Source organism: Micromonospora sp. WMMA2032 (assembly GCF_002688545.1).
Lineage (GTDB): Bacteria > Actinomycetota > Actinomycetes > Mycobacteriales > Micromonosporaceae > Micromonospora > Micromonospora sediminicola.
Genome location: NZ_CP024052.1, coordinates 2,053,827 through 2,071,511, shown reverse-complemented (window position 1 = coordinate 2,071,511; position 17,685 = coordinate 2,053,827). Strand labels below are relative to the sequence as shown.

15 protein-coding genes are annotated in these 17,685 nt (G+C 72.5%); 5 read left to right on the top strand and 10 right to left on the bottom strand.

What is annotated here, in order from left to right; genetic code table 11:
* Positions 1-220 precede the first annotated feature (220 nt).
* Both CO540_RS08985 and CO540_RS08980 read right to left on the bottom strand, forming a co-directional pair.
* Positions 221-655, bottom strand: a complete 435-nt coding sequence (locus tag CO540_RS08985) for a hypothetical protein (protein WP_099161667.1) — start codon at positions 653-655, stop codon at positions 221-223.
* 110 nt (positions 656-765) lie between these two features.
* Complete coding sequence (locus CO540_RS08980; protein ID WP_099161666.1) at positions 766-3,261, bottom strand: Tex family protein; 2,496 nt, start codon at positions 3,259-3,261, stop codon at positions 766-768.
* Between the two features lie 180 nt (positions 3,262-3,441).
* On the opposite strand from CO540_RS08980, the gene CO540_RS08975 reads away from it, so the two are divergent.
* The 3 genes from CO540_RS08975 to CO540_RS08965 all read left to right on the top strand — a co-directional run bounded on the left by CO540_RS08975 (position 3,442) and on the right by CO540_RS08965 (position 7,448).
* Entirely contained in the window at positions 3,442-4,704 is a 1,263-nt protein-coding gene (locus tag CO540_RS08975; RefSeq protein WP_099161665.1) for a nucleotide sugar dehydrogenase, read from the top strand.
* 120 nt (positions 4,705-4,824) lie between these two features.
* A complete protein-coding gene (locus CO540_RS08970; protein WP_099161664.1) occupies positions 4,825-5,835 on the top strand; it encodes a DUF389 domain-containing protein in 1,011 nt (336 codons plus the stop codon).
* Between the two features lie 101 nt (positions 5,836-5,936).
* Entirely contained in the window at positions 5,937-7,448 is a 1,512-nt protein-coding gene (locus tag CO540_RS08965; RefSeq protein WP_099164673.1) for a deoxyguanosinetriphosphate triphosphohydrolase family protein, read from the top strand.
* Here CO540_RS08965 and CO540_RS08960 read toward each other — a convergent pair.
* From CO540_RS08960 to CO540_RS08930, 7 genes are all read right to left on the bottom strand, one after another.
* Complete coding sequence (locus CO540_RS08960; protein ID WP_099161663.1) at positions 7,376-8,035, bottom strand: GNAT family N-acetyltransferase; 660 nt, start codon at positions 8,033-8,035, stop codon at positions 7,376-7,378. The two genes, CO540_RS08965 and CO540_RS08960, sit on opposite strands and share 73 nt — an antisense overlap.
* A gap of 160 nt (positions 8,036-8,195) precedes the next feature.
* The gene (locus tag CO540_RS08955) at positions 8,196-9,341 is read right to left on the bottom strand and encodes an MBL fold metallo-hydrolase (protein ID WP_099161662.1); all 1,146 of its coding nucleotides are present in this window, start codon (positions 9,339-9,341) and stop codon (positions 8,196-8,198) included.
* Between the two features lie 80 nt (positions 9,342-9,421).
* The gene (locus tag CO540_RS08950; protein ID WP_099161661.1) at positions 9,422-10,369 is read right to left on the bottom strand and encodes an SDR family oxidoreductase; all 948 of its coding nucleotides are present in this window, start codon (positions 10,367-10,369) and stop codon (positions 9,422-9,424) included.
* Positions 10,366-11,550 carry a zinc-dependent alcohol dehydrogenase gene (locus tag CO540_RS08945; protein ID WP_098745466.1) on the bottom strand — a complete coding sequence of 395 codons (1,185 nt, stop codon included), beginning with the start codon at positions 11,548-11,550 and terminating at the stop codon, positions 10,366-10,368. The genes CO540_RS08950 and CO540_RS08945 overlap by 4 nt, the downstream gene beginning before the upstream one ends.
* A gap of 533 nt (positions 11,551-12,083) precedes the next feature.
* Entirely contained in the window at positions 12,084-12,845 is a 762-nt protein-coding gene (locus CO540_RS08940) for a succinate dehydrogenase/fumarate reductase iron-sulfur subunit (RefSeq protein ID WP_091578479.1), read from the bottom strand.
* On the bottom strand, positions 12,842-14,776 hold the full coding sequence (locus CO540_RS08935; RefSeq protein ID WP_099161660.1) for a fumarate reductase/succinate dehydrogenase flavoprotein subunit: 1,935 nt from the start codon (positions 14,774-14,776) through the stop codon (positions 12,842-12,844). Before CO540_RS08935 ends, CO540_RS08940 begins: the two co-directional genes overlap by 4 nt.
* Before the next feature lies 1 nt (position 14,777).
* Positions 14,778-15,509 carry a succinate dehydrogenase cytochrome b subunit gene (locus CO540_RS08930; RefSeq protein WP_172967813.1) on the bottom strand — a complete coding sequence of 244 codons (732 nt, stop codon included), beginning with the start codon at positions 15,507-15,509 and terminating at the stop codon, positions 14,778-14,780.
* 35 nt (positions 15,510-15,544) lie between these two features.
* Here CO540_RS08930 and CO540_RS08925 point away from each other — a divergent pair, with 35 nt between their 5' ends.
* The gene (locus CO540_RS08925; RefSeq protein ID WP_099161659.1) at positions 15,545-16,477 is read left to right on the top strand and encodes a LysR family transcriptional regulator; all 933 of its coding nucleotides are present in this window, start codon (positions 15,545-15,547) and stop codon (positions 16,475-16,477) included.
* Here CO540_RS08925 and CO540_RS08920 read toward each other — a convergent pair.
* Positions 16,474-17,052 carry a TetR/AcrR family transcriptional regulator gene (locus tag CO540_RS08920; RefSeq protein ID WP_099161658.1) on the bottom strand — a complete coding sequence of 193 codons (579 nt, stop codon included), beginning with the start codon at positions 17,050-17,052 and terminating at the stop codon, positions 16,474-16,476. The two genes, CO540_RS08925 and CO540_RS08920, sit on opposite strands and share 4 nt — an antisense overlap.
* A gap of 67 nt (positions 17,053-17,119) precedes the next feature.
* Here CO540_RS08920 and CO540_RS08915 point away from each other — a divergent pair, with 67 nt between their 5' ends.
* Positions 17,120-17,611 carry an FBP domain-containing protein gene (locus CO540_RS08915; RefSeq protein WP_099161657.1) on the top strand — a complete coding sequence of 164 codons (492 nt, stop codon included), beginning with the start codon at positions 17,120-17,122 and terminating at the stop codon, positions 17,609-17,611.
* The last annotated feature ends 74 nt before the right edge of the window (positions 17,612-17,685 follow it).

Below are 17,685 nucleotides of genomic sequence, written 5' to 3'. Positions count from 1 at the left end.
ACGTCATACGGTGCCAATGACCCTGATTGTCTTCAGGAGTAACCGAAGGGTGAGCGACTCGTTCTCGACGGTCGGTCGGCCGCCGGCCCTGCAAACCGGGCCGCGGTATGGCTAACGCTTGCCGGCTCGGAAGGTTGTGATCCGTGCGGCCCCGAAGATCAGGCGGAGGTTGCGGGGGCGCCCCGCAATCGCGGCCCCGGCCCCGGCGTCCCGCCCACGGTCACCGGGGATCGTCGCCGGCCGCCAGCCGCCGGTCGAGCAGGGTGCGCAGCGGGATCGAGTCGCCGTCCCGGCCACCCTCGCCGACCACCAGCGGCGCCGGGGACCGGGACGGCTCCGCGCCGAACATCCGTGCCCGCAGCCCGGCGGGGACGGTCAGCAGGTAGAAGTATCCGTCGGTGCCGACCGCCCGGGTGCGGGCCCGGTCGAGGTACCAGCCGGTGAGCCGCGTCCGGTAGCGGCCGCGCCCGTCGTACCCGGTGGCGGTCAGCCGGACCGGACGCAGACCGCGTCGGGTCGCCTCGGCGACGAAGGCCGCGACCAGCTCGCCGGCCTCGGCCTGCTCCGCGGCGCGCCGGGCGTCGGCCGCCGCCGCGTGCGCCGACACCGCCCGCCGGCGCTGTTCCCGCCAGTCCAGGCCGTCGTGGTCACCCATGCCGCGACGGTACGCGCACCGCCCGGCCCGTCGCTGCGGTGCGGGGCGGCTTCCACGGTGTGGTCGTAGCCCGCCCGGGTCCGACCTCGATCGGACCCGGGCGGCGACGGTCAGGCCAGCCCGGCCCGGCGCAGCGCCTCGGCCATCGCGTCGTTCACCGGCGCCGGGCCGCTCCGGCCGGTTCGCTGCGGCGATCCGCCTCCCGTGCCCCGGCTCCCGCGTTGCCCTCCGGCCGCGCCGCGACCACTCTGGTCGCCACGTTGCCCACCGGCTCCGCCGCCGTGCTCGCGACGCCCGTCGGCTGCGCCGCGACCGACCTGCTCGGCACGCCGGCGGCCGGAACCGGGCCCGCCGCCCCGCTGGCCGTCCCGCGCCGTGCCGCGCTCCGGCCGGCCTCCGTCGCCGGATGTCCGACCGCCGGCGGCCTCGTCCTCCAGCCGCAGCGTCAGCGAGATCCGCTTGCGCGGCACGTCCACGTCGAGCACCCGGACCTTGACCACGTCGCCGGACTTCACCACGTCGCGCGGGTCCTTGACGAAGGTGTGCGACATGGCCGAGACGTGCACCAGGCCGTCCTGGTGCACGCCGACGTCGACGAACGCGCCGAACGCGGCCACGTTCGTCACCACGCCCTCCAGCACCATGCCCGGGGTCAGGTCGCCGATCTTCTCGACGCCCTCGACGAACGTGGCCGTGCGGAACTCCGGGCGCGGGTCGCGGCCGGGCTTCTCCAGCTCGGCCAGGATGTCGGTGACGGTGGGCAGACCGAACGTGTCGTCGACGAAGTCGGTCGCCCGCAGGCCGCGCAGGATGGCCGACCTGCCGATCAGCGCGCGCAGGTCCTGCCCGGTGGAGGCGAGGATCCGGCGGACCACCGGGTACGCCTCCGGGTGCACGCTGGAGGAGTCGAGCGGGTCGTCCCCGCCGGGGATGCGCAGGAAGCCGGCGCACTGCTCGAACGCCTTCGGCCCGAGCCGGGCCACCTTCTTCAGCTCGGCCCGGGTGCGGAACGGCCCGTTGGCGTCGCGGTGCAGCACGATGTTCTCGGCCAGCCCGGCGCCGATGCCGGAGACCCGGGTGAGCAGCGGCGCGGAGGCGGTGTTGACGTCCACGCCGACCGCGTTGACGCAGTCCTCCACCACCGCGTCGAGGGAGCGGGACAGCTTCACCTCGGACAGGTCGTGCTGGTACTGCCCGACCCCGATCGAGCGCGGGTCGATCTTCACCAGCTCGGCGAGCGGGTCCTGGAGGCGGCGGGCGATGGAGACCGCGCCGCGCAGCGACACGTCGAGACCGGGCAGCTCCTGCGAGGCGTACGCGGAGGCCGAGTAGACCGACGCGCCGGCCTCCGAGACCACCACCTTGGTCAGCTTCAGCTCGGGGTGCTGCTTGATCAGGTCACCGGCCAGCTTGTCGGTCTCCCGGCTGGCCGTACCGTTGCCGATCGCCACCAGCTCGACGCCGTGCGCGGCGGCCAGCGTGGCGAGCGTGTGCAGGGAGGCGTCCCACTGCCGGCGCGGCTCGTGCGGGTAGATCGTGTCGGTGGCGACCACCTTGCCGGTGGCGTCGACCACGGCCACCTTCACGCCGGTGCGCAGGCCCGGATCGAGGCCCATGGTGGGGCGGGCGCCGGCGGGCGCGGCCAGCAGCAGGTCGCGCAGGTTGGTGGCGAAGACGCGGACCGCCTCCTCCTCGGCCGCCTGCCACAGCCGCATCCGCAGGTCCGCGCCGAGGTGGATGAGGATCCGGGTACGCCAGGCCCAGCGCACCGTGTCGGCCAGCCAGCGGTCGGCGGGCCGCCCCTGGTCGCTCACGCCGAACCGGCCGGCGACGGCGGCCTCGTAGCGGCTGGGCCCGGTGGCCGCGTCGGCGTCGCCCTCGGCCTCCGGGTCCATGGTCAGCTCCAGCACGCCCTCCTTCTCGCCCCGGAGCATGGCGAGGATCCGGTGCGAGGGCAGCTTCGGGTACGGCTCGGCGAAGTCGAAGTAGTCGGCGAACTTCGCGCCGGCCGTCTCCTGGCCCTCGCGTACCCGCGAGACCAGCCGGCCCCGCGACCACATCTGCTCGCGCAGCGTGCCGATCAGGTCGGCGTCCTCGGCGAAGCGCTCGATCAGGATGGCCCGGGCACCGTCCAGCGCGGCGGCGGCGTCCGCGACGCCCTTGTCCGGGTCGGCGAACCCGGCGGCGACCGTCCTCGGGTCCTGCGTCGGGTCGGCGAGGAGCGTGTCCGCGAGCGGCTCCAGCCCGGCCTCGCGGGCGATCTGCGCCCGGGTCCGCCGCTTCGGCTTGTAGGGCAGGTAGATGTCCTCCAGGCGGGACTTCGAGTCGGCGGCGAGGATCTGCGCCTCCAGCGCCTCGTCGAGCTTGCCCTGGCTCCGGATCGACTCCAGCACGGCGGCGCGCCGCTCGTCCAGCTCGCGCAGGTAGCGCAGCCGCTCCTCCAGCGTGCGCAGCTGCGCGTCGTCGAGCAGGCCGGTGGCCTCCTTGCGGTAGCGGGCGATGAACGGCACGGTGGCGCCGCCGTCGAGCAGCTCGACGGCCGCGCGCACCTGACGTTCGGCGACGCCGAGTTCCTCGGCGATCCGCTGGTGCACAGACTGGGTCACGATCTGATCCGCCTTCTCGGGTGGGTTCCGTCGTGCATTCTGCCCGCTCGGGTCGGAAGCCCCGCACCGCGGCGCTCCCGCTTCGGCGTCCGGTCGGACCGATATCCCGAAAACGGACTTCCGGCCTCAGAAACCCCTCTAGCCTCCAATCAGGTGATTTCCTACGTGTCTGGAGCCCGGGTGAGCGCGGAGAAGGTAGTCGTCATCGGCCAGGGGTACGTCGGTCTTCCGCTGGCCATGCGGGCCGTGGAGGCCGGCTTCGACGTGGTCGGGCTGGACGTCGATGCCGACCGGATCAAGCGGCTCGCCTCCGGCGAGTCGTTCGTGGAGGACATCCCGGCCGACCGGCTCGGTCGGGCGCTCGGGAGTGGTCGCTACCTGCCGAGCACCGAGTACGCCGACGCCCGCGACTTCGACGTCTGCGTGATCACGGTGCCCACCCCGCTGCGCGACGGCACGCCGGATCTCAGCTACGTGGAGCAGGCTGGGCGAGGCATCGGCCCGTATGTGCGGCCCGGCGCCACGGTGGTGCTGGAATCGACCACCTACCCGGGCACGACCGAGGAACTGCTGTGTCCGCTCCTGGAGTCGGCCAGTGGGCTGCACGCGCCGGGCGACTTCCACCTCGGGTACAGCCCCGAGCGCATCGACCCCGGCAATCCGACCTGGCGGCTGGAGAACACCCCCAAGGTGGTCTCCGGCGTGGACGCGCCCTCGCTGGAGCGGGTGGACGGGTTCTACCGCCGGCTCGTGGAGCGGACGGTGCCGGTCTCCTCCACCCGGGTCGCTGAGCTGACGAAGCTGATCGAGAACACCTTCCGTCAGGTGAACCTCGGCCTGATCAACGAACTCACGATGCTCTCGCACCACCTGGGCATCGACGTCTGGCAGGCGATTGACGCCGCCGAGACGAAGCCGTTCGGGTTCATGCCGTTCCGGCCGGGTCCCGGCGTCGGGGGGCACTGTCTGCCGATCGACCCCTGCTACCTGTCCTGGCAGGTGAAGCGGCGGCTGGGCCGCCAGTTCCGGTTCATCGAACTGGCGAACGACGTCAACCACGAGATGCCCGAGCACGTGGCGCAGCGGGTCATGGCCGGGTTGAACCGCACCGGCCGGGCCGTCAACGGCGCCCGCCTGCTCATGCTCGGCCTCGCGTACAAGAAGAACACCGGCGACATGCGGGACTCGCCGGCGGTGGACGTCGCCCGGCGGCTGTGCGACCTCGGCGCGGACGTCCGGGTCGCCGAGCCGCACGCCGAGCCGCACCAGATCCCGGGCGGTGTCCTGGTCGTGCCCCTGACCGAGCAGGAGGTGGACGCGGCCGACGCGGTGATCGTCACGACCGACCACGACGTCTTCGACTACGGGATGGTCTCCCGCCGCGCCCGCTACGTGTTCGACGCCCGCAACCGGTGCTCCGGTCCGACGGTGGAGCGCCTCTAGACACACGAACCCAGGTGCGAGAGGGCCCCGACATCCGCGGGACGGCAGGATCCGGGTACGTCCGGCGAGGCGCACGACACTAGAGTGCTGAGGTCCGTCGCGACCTGAGGGAGCATGGTTGTGCTGCACATCCGGGTGATCGCACCAGCGGACCACTCGTCCGACGTCGCCGACCTGCTGGCCGCGGACCCCGGCGTCACCCACCTCGTGGTGCTGCCCGGCGCCGCGCGCCAACCGGCCGGCGACTACATCACGTGCGACGTGGTCCGGGAGAGCGCCGACAGTGTCCTGCGTCGGCTCCAAGAGATGGGGGTCGAGGCGCACGGAGGGATCGCCGCGGACGACGTGGAGCTGACCCTCTCGGCCGCCGCGGAAAGGGCCGCAGAGGAGGTTCCCGGCCACGGTGAGGACGCCCTGGTTTGGGACGAGGTCGCCGCGAAGACGGGCGAGCAGACGGCGCTCAGCAGCACCTTCCTGGCGCTGATCACCGTGGCCACCATGATCGCCGGGATCGGGGTGCTGCTGGACCAGCCGATCCTGATCGTCGGCGCGATGGTGGTCGGTCCCGAGTTCGGGCCGCTCGCCGCGCTCTGCGTGGCGCTGCTGCGTCGGCGGCCGGAGATCATCGGCCATTCCGTCAAGGCGCTCGCGGTCGGCTTTCTGGTCGCGATGGCCATGACCGTGGTGAGTACGTGGGGCCTGACCGCGGCCGGTCTGGTCAGCCGGGACATGCTGCTGGCCGACCGGCCACTGACCGACTTCATCTGGCGTCCGGACGCACTGTCCTGGGTGGTGGGCATACTGGCCGGGATCGCCGGCATGCTCTCGCTGACCTCGAAGAAGTCCGGCTCCCTGGTCGGCGTGCTGATCTCGGTGACCACCGTTCCCGCAGCCGCCAACGTCGCCGTCGCGTCGGCGTACGGGGTATGGCACGAAGCGGCCGGCTCGGCCCTTCAGTTGGTGATCAACCTGGCCGCGATCGTACTGGCCGGACTGCTCACCCTGGTCGTGCAGATGTTTTGGTGGCGGCGGGTCAAGCGGCCGGCGGGCGGTGGCGTACCCCGGCAGCGGTTCGAGCGGCCGCCGCCGCGGGTTACCGCCAGTCGTCGCCCGTTTCGAGACGAAGGCTGAGCAGCGTCGCCAGTGGCAGCGACTCGCCCTCGCGTCCGCTGCGGGAGCGGCTCCCTGCGCACCTCGCTCCGACCGCCGGCGACTGCGCTAGCGTGGCGATCATGGAGGTACCTGCGGATCCGCGGGCCCGGCGGCTCTTCGGGGGCAGCGCCCGGGCGCTCGGCGACCTGGCCGCCGGCCCGTTCCGGGCCGACCGGGACCGGATCGTCGGCTCGCCGTTCTTCGCCCGGCTCAACGGCGTCACCCAGGTGATCAGCCCGGGTGGGTCCGGGCTGCTGGTGCACAACCGGCTCACCCACAGCCTGAAGGTGGCGCAGGTGGCCCGCGCGATCGCCGAGCGGCTGACCGCCGACCCGGCCCACCGGGACCTGCTGGAGAAGCTCGGCGGCTGCGACCCGGACGTGGTGGAGGCCGCCGCGCTCGCCCACGACCTCGGGCACCCGCCCTTCGGGCACCTGGGGGAGCGGGTCCTGGACGGGCTGGCCCGGCAGCGGCTCGGGCTCGCCGACGGCTTCGAGGGCAACGCCCAGTCGTACCGGATCGTCACCAGCACCGAGATCCGCGGCGCGGCGACCACCGGGCTCGACCTGACCGCCGCGGTCCGCGCGGCGATGCTGAAGTACCCGTGGACCCGGCTGGACCACCCCGACCCGCATCCGCGGCACCTCGACCCGGCGCCCCGGGGCGCGGCGCCGCCGCCGGACGACCCGGAGAGCGGGTCGGTCAAGTTCGGGGCGTACCGCACCGAGCTGGACGACCTGCGGCAGGCCCGGGAGCCGTTCGCCGGACGCATCCCGGACTGGCAGCAGACCCCGGAGGCGTCCGTCATGGACACCGCCGACGACATCGCGTACGCCATCCACGACGTGGAGGACTTCTATCGCGTGGGGGTGCTCCAGCAGGGGGCGGTGGCCGCCGAGCTGATGGCCTGGCAGCGCGAGTACGGGCACCTGCGTTCGATCACCGCCTCGGCGCTGGAGGCCGCCGGCCGGCGACCGGGGGCGGCGATCGAACGACTGCGCCGCCAACTGCACCGCAAGGACGCCTGGATCGCCGACGACGACGCGTTCGCCGCCGCGGTCGAGCACGTCCGGGAGGAACTGGTGGAGGGGCTGCTGGCGCTGCCCTTCGACGGCTCGATCGAGGCGGAGCAGTACGTCGCGCGGTTCTCCGCCCGTTGGTCCACCCGCTTCGTCGACGCCATCACGGTCACCCCGGAGCCGGGCCTCCGCTCCGGCTACGTGCGGCTCGACCAGGCGCAGTGGCATGAGGTGCAGGTGCTCAAGTTCGTCCACCACCGGTTCGTGCTGGCCCGCCCCGACCTGGCCCTGCACCAGCGGGGCCAGGCACGGCTGCTGGGCACGCTGGTGGAGGCGCTCTGGGAGTGGCTGCTCGACCCGGAGGAGGAGTCCCGGTTGCCCCGCCGCCTGCACGACCTGGTCGAACTGGCCGAAGCGGAGCTGCACCCGCGCACCCCGGACCGGATCGGCCGGGCCCGGGGGCGGGCGATCGTCGACTTCGTCGCGCAGCTCACCGACGGTCAGGCGGTGGCGATGCTGGACGCCCTGTCCGGCCGCTCCGGCGCGCTGTGGACGGACGCGTTCGTGCTGTAGTCGGGCTGGGCCGGGATCCGAGGGCCGCACACCCGCTCGACGTACTCCGCCGCGTCGGGGTGAGCGTCGAAGTCGCCCCGCAGGACACCGATGCGCAGCAGATCGTGCCACTGACCACCGCGGAACACCGCCTGGCGGTCGCGCCCCTCCACCTGCCAGCCGCACTTGCGCACGTAGGCCCCGAGACTCGCGGCGTTGAAGGGCAGGATCGAGCTGTGCAGCCGACGCAGCCCCACCTCGTGGAAGCTCCACGCCATGGTGAGCATGATCGCGTCACTGCCGCTGCCTCGCGGCGCGAGCCCCGGCATCAACTTGACCGCGGTCAGTGCCGAGCGGTTGTGCCAGTCGATCTCCCACAGCCCGGTGAGGCCCCAGGGCTCGTCGGTCACGGGATCGGCGACCGTCATCCGTTGCGTACCCGGGCTGGCCTGCGACTGGCGCAGCCACTCCAGTTGTCCGTCCGGGGCGACGGGCCAGCTCCAGCCCACGACGTGCTGCCGGACGTGTCGGTGGTTGGCCAGATCGGTGAGGAAGTCCAGATCCTGGCTACGGGTCGGTCGGACGGTGACCAGGCGGCCGTTGAGCATGCTGCTCCTCGCGGGAGACGACGAGCCGGCGGGGCGGTGCCGGGCGTGACGGTGGATCCGTCGGTCGCGTTGTCGACCGGAGGGGGACAGCTCCGACTCCCGGTTTACCAGAATCGGCGCGGTCTCGCCGCCGAAACCCGGTGTGGTGGCCGTACTTTCGTCAGGCGATCGCCTGCCACCAGCCGTCCACCGTCGGAGGCTCGTCGACCACCAGCCGCTCGCCCGGGCGCGGCACGGCCAGCCGGACGTCCCGGGCCTTCGCCTCGGCCCACAGCCGGTCCACCGGCTCCGACCAGTCGTGCAGGGCCAGGTTGAAGGTGCCCCAGTGCACCGGCACCAGCAGCTCACCGCGGACGTCGAGGTGGGCGGCGACCGCCTCTTCGGGGAACATGTGGATGTTCGGCCAGGCCCGGTCGTACGCGCCGATCTGCATGAGCGTGAGGTCGAACGGGCCGTGCTCGGCGCCGATCGCGGCGTAGCCGTCGAAGTAGCCGGAGTCACCGGTGTAGAAGACCTTCCGGTGCGCGCCGGCCACCACCCAGGAACTCCAGAGCGTGCCGTCGCGGCGCAGCCCGCGTCCGGAGAAGTGCTGCGCGGCGGTGGCGGTGACGGTGAGCCCGCCGACCCGGTGGCTCTCCGACCAGTCCAGCTCGACGATGCGCTCCTCCGGCACGCCCCACCGGTCCAGGTGGGCGCCGACGCCGAGCGGCACCAGGAAGGGCGCGGACTGGTGGGCGAGCAGCCCGCGCACCGTGTCCATGTCGAGGTGGTCGTAGTGGTCGTGCGAGATCAGCACGGCGTCCAGCGGGGGCAGTTCGTCCAGCCGGACCGGCGGTTCGTGGATGCGCCGCGGGCCGACCAGCGCCGACGGCGAGCACCTGTCGCTCCAGACCGGGTCGAGCAGCACGCGGTGCCCCTCGATCTCCACCAGCGTGGACGCGTGCCCGTACCAGATCGCGTTCAGTTCGCGGGCCGGGTCGCCCGGCGCCGGATCGGCCGGGCGCAGCAGCGGCACGGCGCTGCCGGGCCGCCGCTTCTGCTTGCCGAAGATCAGCTCCCGGACCAGGTTGCGGCCCGGGTCGGCGACCATGGTGGCGCTGGTGCCGGCCGGGTTGTGGAACGTGCCGTCGCGGAACCGCGGCGACCGGGCCGCCCGCTCCGCCCGCGCGCCGCTGAGCCGGCCACCGAGCTGGGCCGGGATGTCCCGCGCTGCCCAGGCCAGGCCGGCGACGGCCGCCAGCCCGGCGATCCGCCAGGCCCGCCCGCCGCTCGCCCGCTCCGGTGCCCGCTCCGCTGGTGTGCGCATGGTCGTCCCCTCCGCCGTGTCCCGCAGTACACGGTATCCACCCCCGCGCCGGTCCGTGCGGACGACCGACCCGGCGCGGCTCAGCGCAGCCGCCGACGGACGGCGGAGCCGACAGCGGCGGTGGCGTCGCCGACGGACCGCACCACTCGCGACACGTCGGGCAGCCAGCCGCCCCGGACCGCCTCACCGGCCGGGTTCGGCGCGAACACCACCCCGTCCGTCGGCGGCACCGGGCGTCCGGTGAGCCCGCCGATCCGCATCAGCGGCCCGACCAGCACGTCGTACACGGCCGGCAGCGCGGTGAAGCCGAACCGCATGACCAGGTTGACCCGGCCCACCGAGATCTCCCGGCGGGGCTTGTCGGCGCAGTGCGCGATGGCCCGGGCCACCCGTTCCGGAGTGGTGATCGGCAGCGGGGGCCGGCCGATCCGGCCGAGGTAGTTCGCCGCCTGTTGGTAGACGGGCGTGTCGACGCTGCCCGGCGTGACCAGGCAGACGTGCACCCCGTCCAGGTCCCGCGACTCCTGCTGCAACGCCCGGGCCAGGCCGTGCAGCCCCCACTTGCTGGTCACGTACCCGCTCATGTAGGGCGCCGTGATGTGTCCCAGCACCGACCCGGTGAGGATCAGCGTGCCGCCCCCGGTCGCCCGGAAGTGCCGCAACGCCACCCGCGCGACCCCGGCGGCGGCCAGCAGGTCGGTCCGGACCACCTGGTCGAAGACCTCCGCCGGGATCTCCTCGAAGCGCCCGTACGCCATCACGGCGGCGGTGTGCACCCAGACGTCGATCCGGCCGAACTCGGCGACCGCGGTGGCGGCCAGGGCGTCGAGCGCGCCCGGGGCGGTCACGTCGGTCGGCGCGATCCGGACGTCCGCCGCGCCCGCGTCGGCGCACTCCCGGCGTACCTGTTCCAGGGTCTCGGGGGAGCGGGCCGCGAGGACCAGACGGTCCCCGCGGCCCGCGAGCTCCCGGGCCGCCGCCCGGCCGATCCCGCTGGTCGCGCCGGTGACGACCACGGTACGGGTCACGGTGCGAGCACGACCTTGACGCAGCCGTCCTCCTTCTTCTGGAACATCTCGTACGCCTGCGGCGCCTGGGCCAGCGGCAGCCGGTGGGTCCGCAGGTCCTCGACGCCCAGCGGGTCGTCGTCGCCCTCCAACAGCGGGATGATCTCGTCGACCCAGCGCCGCACGTGGCACTGCCCCATGCGCAGCTGGATGCCCCGGTCGAACATCTCCATCAGCGGCATCGGGTCCTGCTCGCCGCCGTACACCCCGGAGATCGAGACGGTGCCGCCGCGCCGGACCGCCTTGAGCGCGGCGTGCAGCACCACGAGCCGGTCCACGCCGGCCTTGTCGGTCATGGCCTGGGCCAGCTTGTCCGGCAGCAGTCCGGCGGCGGTCTGGGCGACCTTGCCCAGCGGCGCGCCGTGCGCCTCCATGCCGACCGCGTCGATCACCGCGTCGGGACCGCGCCCGTCGACCAGGTCGATGAGCGCGCCGGGCACGTCGTCGAGCTGGCTGACGTCGAGCACCTCGATGCCGTGGCGGCGGGCCATCTCCAGCCGCTCCGGCACCAGGTCCAGGCCGATCACCCGGCCGGCGCCGAGGTGGCGGCCGATCCGGGCGCTGAACTGCCCGACCGGGCCGAGACCGAACACGGCCAGGGTGCCGCCGGGCGGGGTGTCCGCGTACTTCACCGCCTGCCAGGCGGTGGGCAGGATGTCGGACAGGTAGAGCCACCGCTCGTCGGCCCCGGTGTCCGGGATCTTGATCGGACCGAACTGGGCCTGCGGCACGCGCAGGTACTCGGCCTGGCCGCCCGGGACCGAGCCGTAGAGCGACGTGTAGCCGAACAGCGAGGCGCCCTTGCCCTGGCTGGTCACCTGGGTGGTCTCGCACTGCGCGTAGAGCTGCCGCTCGCACATCCAGCACGAGCCGCAGGAGATGTTGAACGGGACGACCACCCGGTCGCCCTTCTTGAGCCGGGTCACGCCCGGGCCGACCTCCTCGACGATGCCCATCGGCTCGTGTCCGAGCACGTCGCCGGGCTTCAGGTACGGTCCGAGCACCTCGTACAGGTGCAGGTCGGAGCCGCAGATGGCGGTCGAGGTGATCCGGACGATCGCGTCGGTCGGCTCCTCGATCCGGGGATCCGGAACGTCCTCCACGCGAACGTCCCGCTTGCCGTGCCAGGTCAGTGCCTTCATGCCTGAATGTCCCCTCTCCGGTGCCGTCCATGGGACTGCTACCCGAGAGGAGTGACTTGAACCGGGCGCCGTCGGAAGGGGCCGGGTGTGGCGTGCCACGCGGCGCCGGGGGCATGGGTCGGCGCTGCCTTTCGAGCTGATGTCAGAAACGACTCACCGCCGGCGCGCCGACCGACTCGCGCGTCGGGCGCGTCGAGGTGGCCGTGGTTTCCGGCCGGGGCGGCCAGGTGTCGAGCGCGTCGGAGCGGGCCGCCCCGCCGCGGCGAGTGCGGCCCGTGTCGCCCGCCCGGTCGGTGTCGCCCGCCCCACCCCGTCTCGCCCGCCCGTGTCGCGCACCGGCCCCGTCTCGCCCGCCCGTCTCGCTCGCCCCGTCTCGCCCGCCGGGTCGAGGCTCGCCGGGTAGACCTGTCGGTGGGCGATATCAGAAACGACTCAGCTCGAAAGGCAGCCGAAGAGGGACCGCGGGGGACCCCGGAAAACGCCGACCGCCGCGCCCCTCGGTGCGGAGCGCGGCGGTCGGGTGGAAGGTCGGGTCAGGAGCCGGGGGTGCCGGCGCGCTTCGTGGTCGCCTTGAGGAAGTCCCGGTTGAGCCGGCCGATGGTGTTCAGCGGGATGCCCTTCGGGCAGGCCGCGGCGCACTCGCCGATGTTGGTGCAGCCGCCGAAGCCGGCCTCGTCGTGCGCGTCCACCATGCCGATCACCCGGGTGTAGCGCTCGGGCTGGCCCTGCGGCAGCAGCGAGAGCTGGGTGATCTTGGCGGCGGTGAAGAGCATGCCGGAGCCGTTCGGGCAGGCCGCCACGCAGGCGCCGCAGCCGATGCAGGCGGCCGACTCGAAGGCGGCGTCCGCGTTGGCCTTGGCCACCGGGGTGGAGTGCGCCTCCGGGGCGCTGCCGGTCGGCGCGGTCACGTAGCCGCCGGCAGCGATGATCTTGTCGAAGGCGTTGCGGTTCACCACCAGGTCCTTGACGACCGGGAAGGCCCGGGCCCGCCAGGGCTCGATGTCGATCGTGTCGCCGTCGGAGAACTGCCGCATGTGCAGCTGACAGGCGGTGGTGCCGCGCTGCGGGCCGTGCGCCTCACCGTTGATCATGAGGCTGCACGCGCCGCAGATGCCCTCGCGGCAGTCGTGGTCGAACGCGACCGGCTCCTCGCCGTCGAGGATCAGCCGCTCGTTGAGCACGTCGAGCATCTCCAGGAAGGACATGTCGGGGGACACGTCCTGCACCGGGTAGCTCACCATCCGACCCTTGTCCTCGGGGCCCGTCTGGCGCCAGATGCGCAGGGTCAGGTTCACTTGTAGCTCCGCTGCGTGGGGTGGACGTATTCGAAGGTCAGGTCTTCCTTGTGCAGCACGGGCTCACCGGTGCCGGTGTACTCCCAGGCCGCCACGTACGCGAACCGGTCGTCGTCGCGCTGCGCCTCGCCGTCCGGGGTCTGGTACTCGGCCCGGAAGTGCCCGCCGCACGACTCCTCGCGGTGCAGCGCGTCGATGCACATGAGCTCGGCCAGCTCGAAGAAGTCGGCCACCCGGCCGGCCTTCTCCAGCGACTGGTTGAGCCCCTCGCCGTCGCCCGGCACGCGTACCCGCTGCCAGAACTGCTCGCGCAGCGCGCGGATCTCGTCGATCGCCTTGCGCAGCCCGGCCTCGGAGCGCTCCATGCCGCAGTGCTCCCACATGATCTGACCCAGCTCCCGGTGGAACGAGTCCACCGTGCGGTCGCCGTTGACCGCGAGCAGCCGGCTCAGCCGCTCCTCGACCTCGGTGCGCGCCGCGACCGCCTCGGGGTGGCTGGCGTCGATCTTCTCGACCGGGTTCGCGGCCAGGTAGTTGGCCAGCGTGTTCGGCAGCACGAAGTAGCCGTCGGCCAGGCCCTGCATCAGCGCCGAGGCGCCGAGCCGGTTCGCGCCGTGGTCGGAGAAGTTGGCCTCGCCGATCACGAACAGGCCCGGGATGCTCGACTGGAGGTCGTAGTCGACCCAGAGGCCACCCATCGTGTAGTGCACGGCGGGGTAGATCCGCATCGGCACCTGGTACGGGTCCTCGCCGGTGATCCGCTCGTACATCTCGAACAGGTTGCCGTACTTGGCCTCGATGGCCTTGCGGCCGAGCCGGTCGATGGCGTCGGCGAAGTCCAGGTAGACGCCGAGCCCGGTCGGGCCGACGCCGCGTCCCTCGTCGCAGACGTTCTTCGCGGCGCGGGAGGCGATGTCGCGGGGGACCAGGTTGCCGAAGGAGGGGTAGATCCGCTCCAGGTAGTAGTCCCGCTCGTCCTCCGGGATGTCCCGCGGGCTGCGGTCGTCGCCCTTGGCCTTGGGCACCCACACCCGGCCGTCGTTGCGCAGCGACTCGCTCATCAGGGTCAGCTTCGACTGGTGGTCGCCGGAGACCGGGATGCAGGTCGGGTGGATCTGGGTGTAGCAGGGGTTGGCGAAGTACGCGCCCTTGCGGTGCGCCCGCCAGGAGGCGGTGACGTTGCAGCCCTTGGCGTTGGTGGAGAGGTAGAAGACGTTGCCGTAACCGCCGGAGGCGAGCACGACCGCGTCCGCCATCTCGGTGCTGATCTCGCCGGTGACCAGGTCGCGGACCACGATGCCGCGGGCCCGGCCCTCGACGACGACCAGCTCGAGCATCTCGTGGCGGGAGTTCATCTCCACGTTGCCCAGGCCGATCTGCCGCTCCAGCGCCTGGTACGCGCCGAGCAGCAGCTGCTGGCCCGTCTGGCCCCGGGCGTAGAAGGTGCGCTGCACCTGCGCGCCGCCGAACGAGCGGGTGTCGAGCAGGCCGCCGTACTCGCGGGCGAACGGGACGCCCTGGGCGACGCACTGGTCGATGATGTTGACCGAGACCTCGGCCAGCCGGTGCACGTTCGACTCGCGGGAGCGGAAGTCGCCGCCCTTGACCGTGTCGTAGAAGAGCCGGTGCACCGAGTCGCCGTCGTTGCGGTAGTTCTTGGCGGCGTTGATGCCGCCCTGCGCGGCGATCGAGTGGGCCCGGCGCGGGCTGTCCTGGTAGCAGTAGGACCTGACGTGGTAACCCTGCTCGGCCAGGGTCGCCGCGGCGGAGCCGCCGGCCAGGCCGGTGCCGACCACGATCACGGTCAGCTTCCGGCGGTTGGCCGGGTTGACCAGCTTCATCTCGAACCGGTGGCGGTCCCACCGGGTCTCGATCGGGCCGTCCGGGGCGCGGGTGTCGGCGATCGGGTCGCCCTCGGTGTACAGATCCATGTCAGTCCACCAATCCGGTGAGTACGGCGAACGGGACCACCAGGTAGCCGGCGCAGAGGAGCACCGCGAAGACGAGCGCGGCGGCGCGGGCCCGGCGCTCGCCCCTCGGCGTCTGCTGGCCGAGGCTGCGGAACGCGCTGAAGGCGCCGTGGCGCAGGTGGAAGCCGAGCGTCACGACGGCGAGCGTGTAGAAGAGCGTGACGTACCAGCGGCCGGGGGCGAAGTCGGCGACCACGTTGCCGTACGGGTTGGACGAGTCGCCCTGCGGGTTCAGGTGACCGGTGGTCAGGTCCAGGATGTGGTAGATCACGAAGAGCAGGATGATCACACCACCCCAGCGCATCGTGCGGGCCGCGTAGTTCACGTGGATCTTGCGGCGGTGCGCGTACGCCACCGGCCGGGCGGCGCGGGCCCGCATCGCGAGCACGGTGGCCGCCCCGATGTGCGCCAGCACCGCCACCGTGAGGACCGTGCGCTGGATCCACAGGAACCAGGTGGTGGGCAGCAGCGGCGTGCCGATGTCCCGGAGCCAGTGCGCGTAGTGGTCGAACGAGGTCTCGCCCGTGAAGATCTTCAGGTTGCCGAGCATGTGCAGGATCAGGAACAGCACCAGGATGATGCCCGTCACCGCCATGACGGCCTTGAGGCCCACGTTCGAGCGGATGGGCGACCGAGTTTTCGTGATTACCACACGACCGACGCTAGGAGCACTTCGATCAGGCGTCCAATGCATCGAAATCGCAGTCTTGATAGCCGTAGGCTATGTAGATGCAGCTCCATCAGCTCCGGTACTTCGTAGCGGTCGCAGAAGTACGACATTTCACCCAAGCGGCCGATCTGGTCGGCATCACCCAGCCCTCGTTGAGTAAGCAAATTCACGCACTGGAGACCGACCTGGGGGCCCCGCTCTTCGAGCGGGTAAGGGGCAACATCACGCTCACCGCGGCCGGGGACGTACTGCTGCCGCTGGCCAAGCGGATCCTCGCCGACGTCGACACGGCGACCCGCGAGGTGCAGGAACTGGTGGGCTTGCGCCGGGGGCGGGTCCGCCTGGGCGCCACGCCCAGCCTGGCCACCTCGCTGGCGCCCCCGGTGCTGCGCCGTTTCCGCGACGCCCACCCCACCGTCGACCTGCGGGTCGAGGAGGGCGGCTCCCAGGACCTGGTCCGCGACCTGCTCCGCGGCGACCTCGACCTGGCGTTGATCATCATGCCGGCCGCCGGCACCGACCCGGGGCTGCGCGCCGACCCGATCCTGCGGGAGAGCCTGGTGGTCGCCTCGGTGGACCCGCTGCCGGGCGCCTCGCCCGCCGGCCAGCTGCGCATCACCGACCTGCGCGACCAGCCCCTGGTGATGTTCCGCGAGGGCTACGACCTGCGCGACGCCACGCTCCAGGCGTGCCGGGCGGCCGGCTTCGAGCCCACCCTCTCGGTGGACGGCGGGGAGATGGACGCCGTGCTCAGCTTCGTCGAGGCCGGCCTCGGCGTCGCGCTGGTCCCCGGCATCGTGGTGGCCCGCCGGCCCGGCATCCGGGTGACCCGGCTCGTCCCACCCGGCGTCCGCCGGACCATCGCGGTGGCCCGCCGCCGCGACGTGGTGCCCACCCACGCCGGTCGCGAGCTGCGTCGCATCCTGCTGGAGTACGTCCACGACGCCACGGCCACCGACGAACTCCCGCCCGGCGTGGAGCCGCTGGCCTAGGTGGCGTCCGTCGTGGGCCAGGTGCGCAGCAGGGCGTCGACGGCGTCCAGCACCCGCTCCCAGCTCTCCGGCGGAGCGGGGGCGCTGTGGTCGAAGCCGCCCCCCATCTCCAGGCCGACGAAACCCTGAAAGACGCTGCCGAGCAGGCGGACGGCGTGTGTCTGGTCCGGCTCGGGCAGGTGGTAGCCGCGCAGGATCGCCCGCATCATCGCCGAGTGCCGGAAGCCGGCGCTGCCGGCGGCGGTCTGCGGATCGAGCCGGAGCTGGGCCGCGGTCCAGCGGCCCGGATGTCGGTGGGCGTAGTCGCGGTAGACGTTCGCGAAGGCGGTCAGTGCCTCCTTGCCGGCCCGTCCGGCGAGCGCGTCGGCGGCCTCGTCGGCGAGTTCACCCAGCGCGAGCAGCGCGATCCCGACCCGCAGGTCGTGGGAGTTGCGCACGTGCGAGTAGAGGCTGGCGACCGTGACGCCGAACCGTCTGGCCAGCGCCGAGACGGTCACCTGGTCGAAGCCGACCTCGTCGGCCAGCTCCGCCCCGGCCTGGATCAGTCGCCCTCGATTGAGTCCCGCACGGGCCATGAGTCTCCTCTCACCACGGCTCATTATGCCTTTGCCTAATACCTTTAGGAAAATTACCCTCGGTTGTATGACCCCGTTGACCGAACCCGAGATCCGTGCCGCCTTCGTGAACTGCACCAAGGGCGAGGCGAAGCGACTGCACGTCCCGCGCGACCTCGGCACCCGCCCCTGGGACGACCTCGACTTCCTCGGCTGGCGAGATCCGCAGGCCCTCGACCGCGCCTACCTCGTCGCCGTCCCGGACGGCCGCCCGGTCGCCCTCGCCCTGCGCCGCCCGAGCCCCGGGCCCGGGCGGCAACGCCGCACCATGTGCTCGGTGTGCCTGACCAACCCGGTCGGCGGCGTCAGCCTGATGGTCGCGCGCAAGGCGGGCAAGGCCGGGCAGCAGGGCAACTCCGTGGGCATCTACCTCTGCGACGACCTCGCCTGCTCGCTCTACCTGCGGGGCCGCAAGGACGCCGGGCCGGGAGCCCGACTGCCCGAGTCGCTCACGCTGGAGGAGAAGATCGCCCGCACCGTGGCGCACCTCACCGCCTTCGTCGCCCGGGTGACCTCCTGAGGTGACCCGTCCTCCCGGCCGGAGCGACGCTGACCCATTTCCGACCGAAGGGTCCTTGCCTGTCCGGGTCGTCC

What these genes read in the sequence shown, in the direction of transcription:
- CO540_RS08920 (WP_099161658.1), bottom strand. Translation starts at nt 17,052, where the DNA reads ATGGCCCGTGCGGGACTCAATCGAGGGCGACTGATCCAGGCCGGGGCG.
- CO540_RS08965 (WP_099164673.1), top strand. Translation starts at nt 5,937, where the DNA reads ATGGAGGTACCTGCGGATCCGCGGGCCCGGCGGCTCTTCGGGGGCAGC.
- CO540_RS08925 (WP_099161659.1), top strand. Translation starts at nt 15,545, where the DNA reads ATGCAGCTCCATCAGCTCCGGTACTTCGTAGCGGTCGCAGAAGTACGA.
- CO540_RS08960 (WP_099161663.1), bottom strand. Translation starts at nt 8,035, where the DNA reads ATGCTCAACGGCCGCCTGGTCACCGTCCGACCGACCCGTAGCCAGGAT.
- CO540_RS08930 (WP_172967813.1), bottom strand. Translation starts at nt 15,509, where the DNA reads ATGCATTGGACGCCTGATCGAAGTGCTCCTAGCGTCGGTCGTGTGGTA.
- CO540_RS08935 (WP_099161660.1), bottom strand. Translation starts at nt 14,776, where the DNA reads ATGGATCTGTACACCGAGGGCGACCCGATCGCCGACACCCGCGCCCCG.
- CO540_RS08915 (WP_099161657.1), top strand. Translation starts at nt 17,120, where the DNA reads ATGACCCCGTTGACCGAACCCGAGATCCGTGCCGCCTTCGTGAACTGC.
- CO540_RS08955 (WP_099161662.1), bottom strand. Translation starts at nt 9,341, where the DNA reads ATGCGCACACCAGCGGAGCGGGCACCGGAGCGGGCGAGCGGCGGGCGG.
- CO540_RS08985 (WP_099161667.1), bottom strand. Translation starts at nt 655, where the DNA reads ATGGGTGACCACGACGGCCTGGACTGGCGGGAACAGCGCCGGCGGGCG.
- CO540_RS08945 (WP_098745466.1), bottom strand. Translation starts at nt 11,550, where the DNA reads ATGAAGGCACTGACCTGGCACGGCAAGCGGGACGTTCGCGTGGAGGAC.